Annotated in this window: 11 protein-coding genes and 1 pseudogene; 5 read left to right on the top strand and 7 right to left on the bottom strand. The window is 60.0% G+C overall.

The window, feature by feature from the left end:
- Positions 1 to 23: 23 nt before the first annotated feature.
- The 7 genes from DMB86_RS18165 to DMB86_RS18135 all read right to left on the bottom strand — a co-directional run bounded on the left by DMB86_RS18165 (position 24) and on the right by DMB86_RS18135 (position 6,769).
- Positions 24 to 782 (bottom strand): HAD family hydrolase, encoded by a 759-nt coding sequence (locus DMB86_RS18165; protein ID WP_113719013.1) that lies wholly within the window; start codon positions 780 to 782, stop codon positions 24 to 26.
- Between the two features lie 195 nt (positions 783 to 977).
- Positions 978 to 1,664 carry a DUF5134 domain-containing protein gene (locus tag DMB86_RS18160; protein ID WP_113719012.1) on the bottom strand — a complete coding sequence of 229 codons (687 nt, stop codon included), beginning with the start codon at positions 1,662 to 1,664 and terminating at the stop codon, positions 978 to 980.
- 219 nt (positions 1,665 to 1,883) lie between these two features.
- Positions 1,884 to 3,815 carry a primary-amine oxidase gene (locus DMB86_RS18155; protein WP_113719011.1) on the bottom strand — a complete coding sequence of 644 codons (1,932 nt, stop codon included), beginning with the start codon at positions 3,813 to 3,815 and terminating at the stop codon, positions 1,884 to 1,886.
- Between the two features lie 104 nt (positions 3,816 to 3,919).
- Entirely contained in the window at positions 3,920 to 4,921 is a 1,002-nt protein-coding gene (locus DMB86_RS18150; protein ID WP_113719010.1) for a heme-dependent oxidative N-demethylase family protein, read from the bottom strand.
- Entirely contained in the window at positions 4,918 to 5,895 is a 978-nt protein-coding gene (locus tag DMB86_RS18145) for a PDR/VanB family oxidoreductase (protein WP_113719009.1), read from the bottom strand. Before DMB86_RS18145 ends, DMB86_RS18150 begins: the two co-directional genes overlap by 4 nt.
- Positions 5,892 to 6,365 (bottom strand): dimethylamine monooxygenase subunit DmmA family protein, encoded by a 474-nt coding sequence (locus DMB86_RS18140; protein WP_227878486.1) that lies wholly within the window; start codon positions 6,363 to 6,365, stop codon positions 5,892 to 5,894. Before DMB86_RS18140 ends, DMB86_RS18145 begins: the two co-directional genes overlap by 4 nt.
- Positions 6,366 to 6,388: 23 nt before the next feature.
- Positions 6,389 to 6,769: a cupin domain-containing protein gene (locus DMB86_RS18135; protein ID WP_113719007.1), complete on the bottom strand. Its 381-nt coding sequence runs from the start codon at positions 6,767 to 6,769 to the stop codon at positions 6,389 to 6,391.
- A 1,462-nt stretch (positions 6,770 to 8,231) separates the two neighbouring features.
- Here DMB86_RS18135 and DMB86_RS18130 point away from each other — a divergent pair.
- From DMB86_RS18130 to DMB86_RS18110, 5 genes and pseudogenes are all read left to right on the top strand, one after another.
- Positions 8,232 to 10,169 (top strand): primary-amine oxidase, encoded by a 1,938-nt coding sequence (locus DMB86_RS18130; RefSeq protein WP_113719006.1) that lies wholly within the window; start codon positions 8,232 to 8,234, stop codon positions 10,167 to 10,169.
- A 44-nt stretch (positions 10,170 to 10,213) separates the two neighbouring features.
- Positions 10,214 to 11,791, top strand: a complete 1,578-nt coding sequence (locus DMB86_RS18125; protein ID WP_113719005.1) for an APC family permease — start codon at positions 10,214 to 10,216, stop codon at positions 11,789 to 11,791.
- A 332-nt stretch (positions 11,792 to 12,123) separates the two neighbouring features.
- Positions 12,124 to 13,515, top strand: a complete 1,392-nt coding sequence (locus DMB86_RS18120) for an NAD(P)-binding domain-containing protein (RefSeq protein WP_113719004.1) — start codon at positions 12,124 to 12,126, stop codon at positions 13,513 to 13,515.
- 246 nt (positions 13,516 to 13,761) lie between these two features.
- The gene (locus DMB86_RS18115) at positions 13,762 to 14,181 is read left to right on the top strand and encodes a cupin domain-containing protein (protein WP_227878485.1); all 420 of its coding nucleotides are present in this window, start codon (positions 13,762 to 13,764) and stop codon (positions 14,179 to 14,181) included.
- Positions 14,182 to 14,598: 417 nt separating this feature from the next.
- Positions 14,599 to 15,103: pseudogene (locus tag DMB86_RS18110) on the top strand (integrase core domain-containing protein); the annotation flags it as partial.
- Positions 15,104 to 15,292 lie beyond the last annotated feature (189 nt).

Genomic DNA, 15,292 nt, shown 5'->3' with positions numbered 1-15,292 from the left:
TCGGCTCCGCGGTCAACCGTGATTTAACCATAAGAATGGTCTTGAGGGTTGGAACGCCGCATGGACTCCCGCGGTGCGATGAGGATGCCGCTTGCAGTTGAGAGGAATTGGACCTCTAACAGGCTGGTAATCACGAGGTCAGCCCTCAGGTCCGCCGCTGCGTGAGTGCCCGCCACGGCCAGAGTTGTGCACCCGGCAGCATGTGCGGAACGCAGTCCGGACGGCGCATCCTCAACTACGAGGCAGCGCCCAGGTTCGAAGCCCAGCCATCGGGCGCCGAGCGCGAATGGTTCGGGATCCGGTTTTCCGTGCAAGACGTCATCGACAGTCACCACCACTCTAGGTGGGAACAGCCCAGTAGCCATGATTCGTGCCGCTGCAAGGGGCCGCGTACAGGAGGTGACAATGGCTTTGCGGTATTCACCGATGGCAGTGAGCGCTTCACTGGCGCCTGGAAGGATGATGATATCGTCGGTGTCGGCGATCTCAATCTGTTGAATGCGCTCAAAGGCTGCGTCGAACTCCTCGAGCGGTACCAATGAAGCCACAATATCCCGGGCGGGGTGTCCGTGGCGGGCGTCAAGGAATGAGGCATCGAGTCCACGTTCAGCCGCCCACGCGAGCCAAGACCGACGCACCGCAGGGGTTGAGTCAATGAGCGTGCCGTCCATGTCGAATAGGACAGCGTCAAACGTCTGACCAACCACGGCTCTCAGGGACCTGCTCGTCTCGGCGGTTTTAGAATCGGAGGTAAGAATGGTGTGGACATCGGTGGGCGTCATGGATGCGGCTACTTTCCTTTTCGATATTCGGACATTGAGCTGTTCTCTGGAAAATGAGATGAACAGGAAGCGTTCAAGCTCCTGATTGGGAGCAGCTGTTTGATTTTCGGAGTGGGGAGACCAATTTCGTTGATTGAAGAATTGATACGGTGAACGCCGGCCAAGGGATGCACCATAGCGAAGCCGCGTATCCGTTCATGTTGTCATGGTGGCGAACATGAGGGCCATGGCGGCGGCGCCGAGTGCTTCGAGCCCGTGTTCTGCCTGGGGGGGTAGTCTGTGGGCTGATCTGGGGTAGTGGGTGTTTTTCGTGGCCCGGGCACGCAGGAGAAGGATGATGAATGTGATGGCTGCTGCTGTGAAGATGGCTGTGAGCAGGATGGCCAGGGCGGGGGAGTGGTCCATTGATACTCCAGCCGTGGTGTTGAGAGGGGCTGCCATTGCGTGGTGGTTGTGCGACATGGTCATCCTGCCCATGCCGGCCATTGCGTCCATTGCGTTTGGGGGAGCGGTTTGGTGGCTGGTGGTGGTCTGGGGGGCCATCATTGCGATCATGAGGGCGGCGCCGGCCATGGTGAGGCTGTGGTAAACGCATTTGAGCCGACCGTGGCCGTCCGCGCAGAGTGTTTTGAATTCCGGCCGGGCGACTGCCTGAATAATAAACCACAGAGCCGCGCCGGTAAGGACTGCGATCTGGGCCAGCATGGTCGACGGTGCGAGGTTCCACAACATGGCCGCCATCAGCACGTGCATGAGGGCGTGGAGGGTGTTGTTGACCTGCTCCGTGCGCTGGCGCGACCTTGCCGCCTGCAGGAGGTGGTTGCATCCGCTCAGCAGCAGGACGGCCGTGAGGGGCCAGGTAATTGCAGGGATATTGAACACGCGGATTACACTCCCACTACTGGGTTGGGGTTAGGTACGGGTGCTGTCCCCGAAGCTGCTGTTGACAGCAGCATCGGGGACCGCCTGTTTGGGGCTGGTTCTTCTCAAGCCCCAGTTCAGTTCGTTAAAGGCGTCCTCCGGTTCGCGTCCGCCGGGCGCTTCGAGTAGCGCCCGGGGGAGTGGAATTGTCGGCGTCTTTCGTTAGTCCTGCGACGTGTGTTAGTTCTCGTTGCAGCAGTGCGTGGTGGTGGTGGTTTGCTGTGTGGGGAGGTTGAGGGTGGGGTTTTGGTTGAAGAAGCCGTGGGGTTCGAGCGTGAAGCCGATGTTTTGGCGGGGCATGACGGGCCAGTCTTCGAGGCGGACGACGTGGTGCATGCCGAAGGTGTACCAGACCACGAGGTCTTTATCGACGATGTTCCGGTCGGCTTGGGTCCAGGCGGGCAGGCCGTCGTCGGCGCCGGTGCTTTGGTTGGGGAATTCCCCGGCGGCGAAGCGTTCGGTGCGGTCGTAGGCGGTGACCCAGAGGTTGTTGCGGGCGAACTGGGCGCGCTGGCTGACGTAGGACTGGTCGCCGGCGGCCAGGGTGATGGCGTTGGTGGGGATGAGGCGGTACGCTACGGGTTCGTCCACGATGTTCGTGCTGTCGTGGTTGACGATCTTCCAGAAGCGGTGCTTGGATGCGTCGGCCTTGCGGATAGCTGCTTGTTCGGTTTCCAGGAGCCGGTCCACGGCCTTGAAGGCGGTGTGGGTGGGGTTGTTCTCGGGGATTTCCATGTCGACTTCGTAGACGGCGTTGCGTGGCCCGTCGATTTCAAAGTCCATGCGGACGTTGAACATGTGCTGGTGGATGGGTCCGTAGAGTCCGTCGTTGTTTAGGGCCTGCCCGTACGGGGTCTTCTCGCCGGGGTGCTGGGCGGCGGTGGAGAGGATGCCGGTGGCCTTGACGAGGAACTCGATGCTCCCGTCGAGGTAGAGGTGCCAGTAGAAGGCGTATTCGTAGTTGGCGACGGTGGCGATGAAGGAGATCACGAGCTTGCGGGAGCGTCGGACTTCGGCGGTGCCTTCGCGGAAGTCGAAGTGCTTCCACATGATGCTGTCGTCTTCTTCATGCATGCAGATGGCGTTTTCGATGGTCATCGGGTTGCCGTGGCTGTCGGTGGTGATGCCGTCGAAGTACTTGATCTCGCCCAGGCAGTCGCAGCCGAGCTTGAGGGAGTTGGCCATGTTGCCGATGTTGTATTCACCGGAGTCGAAGGCGTTCTTCTTTGCCTGCACCGGTGCGGGGTCGCCGTAGGGGACGACCATTTCCGAGAGGGAGGCCCTGTTGATCACGGGCCGTTCCACGCCCTGGTCGCGGAACCGCAGCTGGTGAAGGACGAGGCCTTCGCGGGGGGTGAAGCCGACACGGAAGGACCAGTCGGCCCACTGGACGTGGTTGCCGGTGACCTTGAAGGAAGCGCCTTCGGGCTGGGTGATGGAAATGGGTTTGAGGTCCGTGCGGGCCGGGCCGACGTACTCGGGCAGGTAGTTCCCGCTGGCACGCGGCACGGGGATGGACTCGTTGTCCTCGACCTTGACAACCTCCCCGGAGCTGAGGTCGTAGAAGACAACGAAGTTCTCGATCGGGTGCGCATAGGGGCTGTCGGTGGGATTCTCGCGGACGAAGACCAGGGCGCGCATCAGGCGCCGGCCCTGGGCGTCTTCGCCGAAGTAGCCCACGGACCACGGCTCAAAGCAGACCAGACCCAGATTGGTCAGGCCCCGGGCGGCCAGGGCCGCGATGACGTCCCGGTCCTTCCGACAGGCTTCCTCGCACTCGGCAAACTCATCCAGCATAAAGGGCGGCTGAACGCCTGAAGCCAGCTGCGTCCACCCCGACACGATGCCGGAGTCAAGGTCGACCACGGCCGCGTATGCATTTCCCGTGCCACGGTCAACCAGGACGGCGTCGGCCTCACGGACCGTTGCACTGCCGGCCCGCAACAATTCCTTCGCCGGCTCACGCAACTCAACGCTGATGAAACGGAACGACTCCGCCGCGGCCTGGCCATCCTTCAAGATCGACACCGCCCGGGAAATCTCAGCCCGCGACAACGGATCCAAAGGGTGCGAAACGCCTACAACGGTGTGGGCTTCAGTACTGACAGACATGCTATTCTCCTTGATTCTTAATACAGGACGAGGGACCATGTGGTTTTGAAAATGAGGTGTTACGTGTGACGAGTGGAACGGGAGACGGGTGACTTCGCCGACTATTAGACGTTTAGCAGCCAGTTTGATGCGGCGTTGCGGTAGCGGGTGATGCCTTTGTAGTCGGCCATGTCTTCGGGGAGTTCGGCGAGGACGTGGCCGAGGCGTTCGCGCCAGGGGGGTACTTGGGCGATGTCGGTTAGGGGGAGCAGGTAGGACCGGATGAGGAAAAGGACGGCTCCGGAGTGTGGGAGGCAGAGCATGTGTTGTACTTCCACTCGCAGGTGGAGCTTGCTTGGCAGGTCTGGGTCGTCGGCGATGGTGCCGCGGTCTGGTCCCCATTGCGGGTAGGTTTCGGTGGAGGTGTCCAGGCGCTGGCCTATGGTCATTGTCCAGTTGGTCCGGCGGAATTCTTCCCCGGGTTGTAGCCGGAGGAGGAATTGATGGGCCCGGTTGATGACGGGTTCTGTTTGGACACGGGGAACGGGGGTGTGCACTTCCATGAACTTCATGCCCACGTCGAATCCGAAGGACCAGTCGGCGGCGAAGGTGACAAGGCCTGCGTCCAGCCACAGGGTGTCTTCACGGGGGTCGAGGAAAACGAGGTCGTCCTGGATTTGACTGCCGAGGAAGCGTAGGGGCCCCATGGGGAGGGAATCGTCGTCGCCGATGGTGAATTCCAGTTCCAGGTTCTGAAGGGTGTTTGTCCAGCGGCAGGCGTTGCCCTCTCGGTGGTAGGACATCGCGTGCGGGTATTCTTCGGCCATGATGGGCAGCAGGGTGGTGATGGCGTCCCAGACGGCGGATCGCATGTGGGGCAGGACTGCTGTGCGTGAGGGGTCCTTGTTCAGGATTTCCTCTCGTTCCTGGAGCTCGGAGAGGTAGTGTTCGTCGATGTCGATCAGGAAGGATCCCCAGGAGCCGACCTCGGTCGGGACTGTTTTATGGGCGGGTTCCACATTGGCGCTGTAGCGGTAGCTGTCAGCGGAAAAGGGGAAGGGGAAGCGTCGGATCCGTTCCGGCAGGACGGCGGTGTCCAGGTCTTTGTCGGTGATGATGGTGCTCAAAGGTCCAACTCCAATTCTTCATCCTGGCTGCGTGAAACGCAGCACATCATGGTGGTGTTCTCGGCCTTTTCCTGATCGTTCAGGTAGAGGTCCCGGTGCTGGGGTGTCCCGCGAAGGACCGGGATGGCGCATTCCCCGCAGATGCCCTTGCGGCACATGTTGGGAATGCTTTTGCCCGCGCTTTCTAGGGTTTCCAGCAGGGAAACGCCGGCCGGCACGTCCAAGCGGGTGCCGCTGCGGGCCAGGGTCACGGTGAAGGGTTCGCCCGCGTCCAGCTCGGCGGCGCCAAACGCTTCTGAATGCAGCCGGGCCGTCGACCATCCCTGCTCCCGGGCCTGGTCCAGGACTGCATCCATGAAGGCCAGCGGCCCGCAGACGTAGAGATGGGTGCCCAGTGGCTGGGTCGTGAGCTTTTCGGCCAAGACCTTCTGGAAACTGGCCCGGTCGCCGCATTCGGTCAAGGCGGGTCCGAGCAATTCCCGTGCTTCGGCAACGTGGGCCCCCGCCCCCGGCCGGTGCACGTAGATCAGGTCCGCTGCCGTGCCCCATTCGGCAGCGGACCGGGCGTGTGAAAGCACCGGGGTGATGCCGATCCCTGCCGCAACCAGGAGAAAATGGGTGGCATTGGAGGTGGGTGCAAAGGCGCTGCGAGGACGGGCCGCATGCACGCGGTCTCCGACGCTGAGCCGGTGCATGGCCCTTGAGCCGCCAGCACCGTCTTCGACCTGAAGAACCGAGATGGTGTATTCGGACGGGGCGGTGCCCGATCCGGTGAGTGAGTACGCGTTGGCGCCAGTCCCGCATTGGACCACAAGGTGGCTCCCCGGCACGTAGGAAGGCAGTGCGGCCCCCGATGGATCAACAAAAGTAATGCTGGTAATCGCGTCCGTCTGGGGACTGACGCCCGTGACCTCAAGCTCAAGTCCGCCCTTGACCGCAGGGTGGACCTTGGCCTGGACTGCTGTCGCTGTCATGCTGCCTCCTCGGCATGTGCGGAGAATCCCAGGTATGCAGCGATGCGCCGGGAAAAATGGTTAGAGATCGACAGGACAGTGGTGCATCCTTGACACTCGAATTCAGAACCGATCGGCTCAACGGTCCTTGTCACGGCGCGACAATGTGCGCAGAAGACCCTAAGATGGTCGGATCGGTCCCCCACGAGCGTCACTTCCTCTTCGACCAGGCCGCATTCCGCAGCCACGGCGGCAGCCGCCTGAATGTCGACCAGTGGCCCTATGAGGACGAGACGGACGCCCACGCAGGCCAGCTCGATTGTGGACCTCAGATGCGAAAGGGTTTCCGTGTTTGCATCGTCGAAGTGAATGACATGCCGACGCTGGCCACCGTTGTAGTAGTCCGCAGTGAGGGAGTCAGCTTTACCAAACGACACGCAGATGAGTCCACGGAAACCTGGATCACAGTATGCGCGTTCCATCGCAGTCATGGATACGGAATGCATGGTGCGTCTTAGGGTGCGAAGGAGCGGTGGCCGGTGAAGAACCCGAGTGCGTAGTCGGGGGTTTCGAACTTCACTGTTGTTCCCTTGGGGAAGAACAGCACATCGCGTTCCTTGGCGTGCGTGGTTTCCCCTGTGTCTTGGTCGGTGAGGATGAATTCGCCTTGGACAACGACCTTCATTTCGTCGTACGTGTATGTGTAGACCAGGGGCTCGGAGGCCTTCAGTTCGAAGAAACCGGCGCTCATGACCGAGCCCTCCGGGTTGTGCAGGGAGTCGCCGATGGCGGCTTCAACTCCCGTCTCGTTCATCGAGGGCAGCCCAAGATATCCGCCTTCAACCTTGTGAATGGACCCGGCCTTGATCAGAGTTCCGATTGTGGTGGTTTCCATGGTTTTCTCCTATGGATAGTGTTGGTAGTACCCCGGTCGGGGCTCAGAAAGGGACCGCTTGCAAACCAGACGTCCTCCATTGGATGGAGGGTCAGCGAAGATCTGCTCCGAACTCCACGGGCGTGATGCCGATCACGTTAGTTCCTTCCTGAATGTAAAGCTACGCCTCTTAATTCATCTAGTCCAGTCCTTTTTAGCATTGAATATTTTCGTCTCTTCGGTTGTTTCCGGTGCCGCCCTGGCGATGGGTTCGTTACGGTAAGCTCGCAGGCGGGGCGCCTGCCCGTCGGAAACTTGGCCACAATCGCGTGTGTTGACACCGGGTGGTGCCTTCCCGGTCTCTTCATGTTGTGAGCCATCGTTTTTGTCAGGTGCGCTGCCTAGCCAGCGCGCCCCGGTCCTTCTTCTGGTGTCGGGGACAGCGCCGAAAGGGCTTGACGACGACGTGTAAATGTCCTGCGATCGGGCCCTGAGGTCCGCACTCGGCGCCATCACCTCGGGAATCGATCATGATCGTTGCGAGCATCTTCGCCGAGGAAATCAGGTGTCAGCCGTGCCCGGACTAGGGCCCAGTACCCGATGCAAAGCCGAAGACTCTCGGCACGAGTGACCTCGGCTGTCGACGACCAAGTATTGCCAGTCGGACCCTGCTTCTCGCCGCCAAGCCCCGCGGAACTTGGGATGAATACAAAAGAAGGGAATCTCCGAAGTCTGAGGTTCATTCAGGATCCGGGAAGACACGCCGCCTCTGTAGTGCCTGGCCAAAAGACTTTGAAGAAGGGCTGCGTGGGGCCGGGACTTGGCCGAGGCTCTCGGTCAAAGCATTCGCGCGCGGACCGCAGAGGCCGCGTGTCCCTACCCCAGAGGCAGCGTGTCCCGGACCGGTAATGGCGCTTGAATTTCAGGGATCATTGGGGCGTCCCGGTCGCCTATGTGCAGAACCAGCGGATCCCTGGGAAGCAAGGAACGTAGTGGGCGGCGCACGCACTACTGGGTAGTAGGAAGTCGTGAACCGACGCCCGGGACCGTAGTGGCTGCCTACCCCTGTTGCGGGAGGTTCAAGCTGCCTGGGGAAGTTTAACCGCCTTCTGGAAAGATTTATTCCTTAAACATATCGACTAACTAGATTTTGAAGCGTACTTTTGCTGTGGGGATAGAACGTAGGTGACCGGCATCACGTCAGCAGTACCGGCGCGGAGCCCGGTTGGCCTTTCACAAATAGAGGACGTCGGGTTTGTCGGCGCGGCCATACATCCACCCAAAAATGAACAGTTCTGACAAAGACGAACAGTTCTGACAATCCAAGGATCTTTGACGTGGGAACCACGTCGAGATGCTGGTTCACTGCCGGTAGACCAGGGCCCTGTCGGTTGGCTACTGGGAGGCCGACCCCGGATGCAGGGTCAGGTAGCTCCCGGTTTGATCCCAGAATCGTCCTGTATTAAGAATCAAGGAGAATAGCATGTCTGTCAGTACTGAAGCCCACACCGTAGTAGGCGTTTCGCACCCCCTGGATCCGTTGTCGCGGGCTGAGATTTCCCGGGCGGTTTCGATCTTGAAGGAGGGCCAGGCCGCGGCGGAGTCGTTCCGTTTCATCAGCGTTGAGTTGCGTGAGCCGGCCAAGGAATTGTTGCGGGCCGGCAGTGCAACGGTCCGTGAGGCCGACGCCGTCCTGGTGGACCGGGGCACGGGAAATGCATACGCGGCCGTGGTCGACCTTGACTCCGGCATCGTGTCGGGGTGGACGCAGCTGGCTTCAGGCGTTCAGCCGCCCTTTATGCTGGATGAGTTTGCCGAGTGCGAGGAAGCCTGTCGGAAGGACCGGGACGTCATCGCGGCCCTGGCCGCCCGGGGCCTGACCAATCTGGGTCTGGTCTGCTTTGAGCCGTGGTCCGTGGGCTACTTCGGCGAAGACGCCCAGGGCCGGCGCCTGATGCGCGCCCTGGTCTTCGTCCGCGAGAATCCCACCGACAGCCCCTACGCACACCCGATCGAGAACTTCGTTGTCTTCTACGACCTCAGCTCCGGGGAGGTTGTCAAGGTCGAGGACAACGAGTCCATCCCCGTGCCGCGTGCCAGCGGGAACTACCTGCCCGAGTACGTCGGCCCGGCCCGCACGGACCTCAAACCCATTTCCATCACCCAGCCCGAAGGCGCTTCCTTCAAGGTCACCGGCAACCACGTCCAGTGGGCCGACTGGTCCTTCCGTGTCGGCTTCACCCCCCGCGAAGGCCTCGTCCTTCACCAGCTGCGGTTCCGCGACCAGGGCGTGGAACGGCCCGTGATCAACAGGGCCTCCCTCTCGGAAATGGTCGTCCCCTACGGCGACCCCGCACCGGTGCAGGCAAAGAAGAACGCCTTCGACTCCGGTGAATACAACATCGGCAACATGGCCAACTCCCTCAAGCTCGGCTGCGACTGCCTGGGCGAGATCAAGTACTTCGACGGCATCACCACCGACAGCCACGGCAACCCGATGACCATCGAAAACGCCATCTGCATGCATGAAGAAGACGACAGCATCATGTGGAAGCACTTCGACTTCCGCGAAGGCACCGCCGAAGTCCGACGCTCCCGCAAGCTCGTGATCTCCTTCATCGCCACCGTCGCCAACTACGAATACGCCTTCTACTGGCACCTCTACCTCGACGGGAGCATCGAGTTCCTCGTCAAGGCCACCGGCATCCTCTCCACCGCCGCCCAGCACCCCGGCGAGAAGACCCCGTACGGGCAGGCCCTAAACAACGACGGACTCTACGGACCCATCCACCAGCACATGTTCAACGTCCGCATGGACTTTGAAATCGACGGGCCACGCAACGCCGTCTACGAAGTCGACATGGAAATCCCCGAGAACAACCCCACCCACACCGCCTTCAAGGCCGTGGACCGGCTCCTGGAAACCGAACAAGCAGCCATCCGCAAGGCCGACGCATCCAAGCACCGCTTCTGGAAGATCGTCAACCACGACAGCACGAACATCGTGGACGAACCCGTAGCGTACCGCCTCATCCCCACCAACGCCATCACCCTGGCCGCCGGCGACCAGTCCTACGTCAGCCAGCGCGCCCAGTTCGCCCGCAACAACCTCTGGGTCACCGCCTACGACCGCACCGAACGCTTCGCCGCCGGGGAATTCCCCAACCAAAGCACCGGCGCCGACGACGGCCTGCCCGCCTGGACCCAAGCCGACCGGAACATCGTCGATAAAGACCTCGTGGTCTGGTACACCTTCGGCATGCACCACGTCGTCCGCCTCGAAGACTGGCCCGTCATGCCCCGCCAAAACATCGGCTTCACGCTCGAACCCCACGGCTTCTTCAACCAAAACCCCACCCTCAACCTCCCCACACAGCAAACCACCACCACCACACACTGCTGCAACGGGCACGAACAATGAACCGGCCCAGCACCCCAGGGAAAACAAAAGAGAAGGACTCTCACATGTCACACCCACCAAAACACGACACAAGCGGGCTTGACCACTTTGGCTACACGCAGTCGCTTGACCGGAGTATCGGTAAATTCGCGAGCTTCGCGGCCGGCGTCAGCTATATTTCCATCCTCACGAGTGTTTTTCAGCTTTTCTACTTTGGCTTCGGTACCGGAGGGCCAGCCTATTGGTGGACCTGGGTCCTGGTATTCGTCGGTCAATTGATGGTCGCGCTCTGTTTTGCCGAGCTCGCGGGCCGGTATCCGGTCGCTGGCGCTGTATACAACTGGGCCAAGCAGCTTGCCTCGAAAACGTCGTCATGGATGGCAGGTTGGCTGCTGTTGGTCGCCTCGATCGTGACAGTCGGTGCTGTCGCATTGTCTCTTCAGATTACGCTGCCGCAGATCTGGACCGGCTTCCAGATGGTAGGTGACGGAACCGGCACCTACGATTTCGCGCTCAACGGTGTCGTGCTTGCAACACTCCTGATCATATTTACCACTCTCGTGAATGCGTTTGGTGTCAAGCTATTGACGAAGATCAACAGCATCGGCGTGTTTGTGGAACTCTTCGCGGCTGTGTTCCTGGTACTTGCTCTGGCATTCCACGCGCACCGTGGGCCCGGGGTTGTTTTCAACACCCTTGGAACGGGTCATGGCCAAGCCCTTGGATACTTCGGCGCGTTCCTTGTCGCATCCATGGCTTCTGGTTATGCCATGTACGGTTTCGACACCGCCAGTTCCCTCGGTGAAGAAACCATGAACCCGAAGAAAACCGCGCCGAGGGCAATCATTAGGGCCGTAACGGCATCCTTCATCCTGGGTGGGGCAGTGCTCCTCACTGCTCTCATGGCTGCCCCGAACCTGTCCGACCCCAAGCTCGGGCAAGCAGACGGAGGCATGCAGTACCTCGTCCTGTCGATTCTTGGCGGACCCTTTGGCAAGGCCTTCCTGGTCTGCGTCGTGATTGCAATCACTGTCTGCGCACTCGCCATCCATGCTGCGGCCATCCGCATGATGTTCGCCATGGCGCGGGACAACAACTTGCCGTTTAGCCGCCAGCTTGCGAGAGTGCACCCGGTTCGCAAGACCCCCACGGTGGCTGCCATCACCATTGGCGTTCTCGCCCTCATTCCGCTGCTGGTCAATATCGGCCAGCCCGCCATCTTTACGATTGTTTCCACCATTGGAATCGTCCTGATCTACATGGCCTATTTGCTGGTTACCTTTCCGATGCTCCTTAGTAGGTTCCGGAAGAGGTGGCCACTGGTTGACGATGAGACGGAGACAGGGTTCAGCCTGGGTAAGTGGGGCTTCATCGTCAATCTCATTGCTGTCGTGTGGGGAGCGGCAATGACCGTCAACCTGATCTGGCCTCGTCAGGCGATCTACAACTCAGTGGCCCCGTTCGAGTGGTACCTGCAGTGGGGCGGGGTTATCTTCGTCGTCTTCGTCGTAGTCGTCGGTATCTTGCTCTACCGGCTGCGTATCAGGCACCACACGGGTGTGCTGAAGGAACATTCCACAGTTGATTTGGACATCTTGGCGGATGCTGAAGAAGACGAGCAAGGCGTCCCTGCAATGAGCTAATCTCGCAATCACAGGAGGGCAGACCGAGCGAGAAACTGTCTGCCCTCCTGACATTGAGTCCACGCACCCGCCCTGCCCGTTCCAGTTCCACCGTGAGCATTGTGGGGCCCGAGCAAATGTGAATGTGTGTGCGGGTTTTTGGTGCGGAAGTTCAGCACAACGCTTTTTCCCACGCAGCGGGCCATTTTGTTCCTGGCAGACAGGGGCGAATACCAAGGCATCAGCCGCAATTGCAAAAGGCATCAACGGAGGCTGCCGGCGTGGCCAATGATGCTCACCCAGAACGTTGCACAATAACAACCTCAAAAGATTCAATGCAAAAGGAGAGAACCATGGTCCTACGAGTCGGAATCATTGGTGCAGGCCCTAGCGGCATGGCACAACTGCGGGCGTTTGAATCGGCACGCCAAAAAGGCGCCGCGATCCCCAAAATCCTCTGTTTTGAAAAACAGGACGACTGGGGCGGCCAATGGAACAACACCTGGCGCATCGGCCTCGATAACCACGGCGAACCCGTCCACTCCAGCATGTACCGGCATCTGTGGTCCAATGGGCCCAAGGAATGCCTGGAGTTCTCGGATTACTCCTTTGACGAGCACTTTGGCCGGCCCATCTCCTCTTTCCCGCCTCGCGAAGTCCTCTTTGACTACATCAAGGGCCGCGTGGAAAAGTCGGACGTCCGAAAATACGTCCGTTTCAACACCGTGGCACGCCACACCAGCTACAACGAGGAAACGCAGGAATTCACAGTGACGGTTGAGAACCTCAAAACCAACTTCACTGAGACGCACGTGTTCGACAAGCTCGTTGTCGCCACAGGCCATTTCTCCGTCCCTGCAGTCCCCGAGTTCAAAGGCATTAAAACCTTCCCGGGCGAGGTGCTGCATGCCCACGATTTCCGGGGTGCTGAGCGCTTTGCCGGCAAGCGGCTGCTTATGATCGGCAGCAGCTATTCGGCCGAGGACATTGGCATGCAGGCCCACAAGATGGGTGCCGCGTCCATCACCCTTAGCTACCGCACGGCACCTATGGGCTATCACTGGCCTTGGAACACGGTGGAGCGCCCGCTCGTCACACATTTTGACGGCGGCATTGCGCACTTTAGCGACGGCACCCAAGGTGAGTTTGACGTCGTCGTGCTGTGCACCGGATATCAGCACAAGTACCCGTTCCTGCCCAGCGAGCTCTCGCTTAGGTCGCCGAACGTGCTGTACCCTGCGAACCTCTACAAGGGCGTGGTGTGGCAGCAGAACACGAATCTGTTCTACCTAGGGGCGCAGGACCAGTACTACACCTTCAACATGTTTGACGCGCAGGCCTGGTTTGCGCGCGACGTCATGACCGGCAAAATTGCCCTGCCATCCCTGGCCGAGCGCGATGCGGACGTCCAGCTCTGGCTCGAACGCCTGGCCGCCCTGTTGGACCACGACTCCGAGGCCGACTACCAGTCCGACTACTTACGCGAGCTCATCAACGCCACCGACTACCCGGCTTTTGATCTGGATGCCGTTTCCCAGTTATTCAAGGACTGGATGCACAACAAGCACACGGACATCCTCGGCTACCGCGACGCCGTCCACCGCTCGGTCGTCACCGGCACCGTGTCCACCAAGCACCACACGCGTTGGCTCAACGCCATGGATGACTCCCTGGAACGCTACCTGCACGGCTCTTCGCAGGACGTAGATACCGGCACGCCCGCCGCTGTCGCCGTAGATGTCTAAGTGTGTGTGAGATCGGCCACGGTTGGTCGGCCATGCAGCCGACAATCTTGGAGTTAATGAGGATCCGCACAACGCAAGAACCTTGTTGATTTTCACTCCAAAATAATCGCAGAAATCGTGCATTGATTCTTGCACGTAGTTACGCGCATCACTACAACAGTCGCCCAAGGCGTCTGGTTTCGGTTCTCCCCAGAGAATCTCCCGGCCCGACATTATTCCGCAGTCTTTCAAGAAACGGTTGGAACCATGAACACGAGTACCACTCAGAAGCAGTCCCGCCCGACACCGACGACCTGCAAGGCAATCGATTTCTGGCCAGGAGAGCGTATGGCTCCGATGGAGATCGCGGGACCACGTTTACGCTGCCGGTTCGTAAATTCCCGCCCCATCGGCCCATGGGATGACTTCATACTCTCGGAGTGGGAGTTGGAGGCCTGTGCCTGGGAAGACTTTCACCCGCATAGCGAGACCAATTTCGTGGTGGAAGGCGAACTCCATATCGAGAGCCAAGGCCAGACTGTGATCCTGAAGCCGGGCGATGCTGCGCGCGTCAATCCTGGCGGAGTAGGTCGATACTGGGCCCCCGTCTACTCCCGGATGGTCACCATCTACGGCCCCAATCCGGAAGGGTTGGAGTCGCATTCATTTCGATACGAGGAAATATGATCCGATTCCACGAGTAGTGACTTTTGAGATGGAATTCCCGGTCGGATAAAAGTTTCGGCGGATAGGGGTGTCCCTGACTCGTTCGAACCCTTGACAAACCTCAGATCGACGTTTGCGTTAACCAGCACCGGGTCATTCGTTCTTTATGTCCTCACTCCGAAACCTAAAAACAGGGGCTGACGTCAGCCTGACGCCGCCCATGGAGAACGTCCAGGACCAACCTAGGAACCGCGGAAGGAAGGCATAACGCGACTACTCCTGGTGATTGGCGAATACGGGATGGTGGTATGTGATCTCTCGGGACTTCGTTTACAGCATCACTCAGGACATCGCATACAAGATCTCTCATGACATCGCTTACAGGTATCAGATGCGTGGCAGACCCGGGTTTGACTACAGGCTTTCCGATAATGAGGAGTGTCAAATACATTATCGGCTTCGATTCGCCGTCAAATCATTGAGTTCGACCCGGGCCTGCCAGACTCTGCCAGTATCTCGTAGCTCTGCATGCAATTGGGCGTCAGCCGCCCCTCCTATTACAAAGTCTAGAGCTACATCGCCGAAGGCAACAAGGCGCTGAACCCGCACTCCAGGGCCCCGAAGACGGCGGTGAGAATCTACGGGGACCAGACCAAGGAACTCGTGCTGCGGATCCGCCAGCGTATGGCCAAGGCAACGCAGTCACCAAACCCTGACCCGGTTTCTTGATGCTCATGCCCCGAAGAACCTTGAGCAACTCGCCATGCTCCTGGTCCGCTTCAGGGAGCACTACAACCACCGGCGACGCCATCAGTCCCTGAAGGTCGGAAGCACCCACCTCACCCCCGCCCAGGCGTGGGAAGCCGGGGAACACCGCGGTTCCGATGGCACCCCGATCGATATTGCCCAGCTGCATGCCACCCACGCCGCGTATCGCGATAAGCAGCTTGCCCACAGGGCGGCTGAGCCATCTGGCGACCGCGGCGGCGCGCTCCTGGCCAGGCAGCAGCAGTCCCAGGAAGCCCTCCCCGCCCAGACCCAGGGCTCTGGACACGGTAGCGGTGGGGTGACGGTAGTTCGTTGAATTTGCGGCGAATCTTCTTCTGGAAAGGCTATTAATCGCACCCGGCTT

It is taken from the genome of Arthrobacter dokdonellae (genome assembly GCF_003268655.1).
Lineage (GTDB): Bacteria > Actinomycetota > Actinomycetes > Actinomycetales > Micrococcaceae > Specibacter > Specibacter dokdonellae.
The sequence above is the reverse complement of the archived record's forward strand: the minus strand, read 5'-3'. Positions and strand labels throughout refer to the sequence as shown.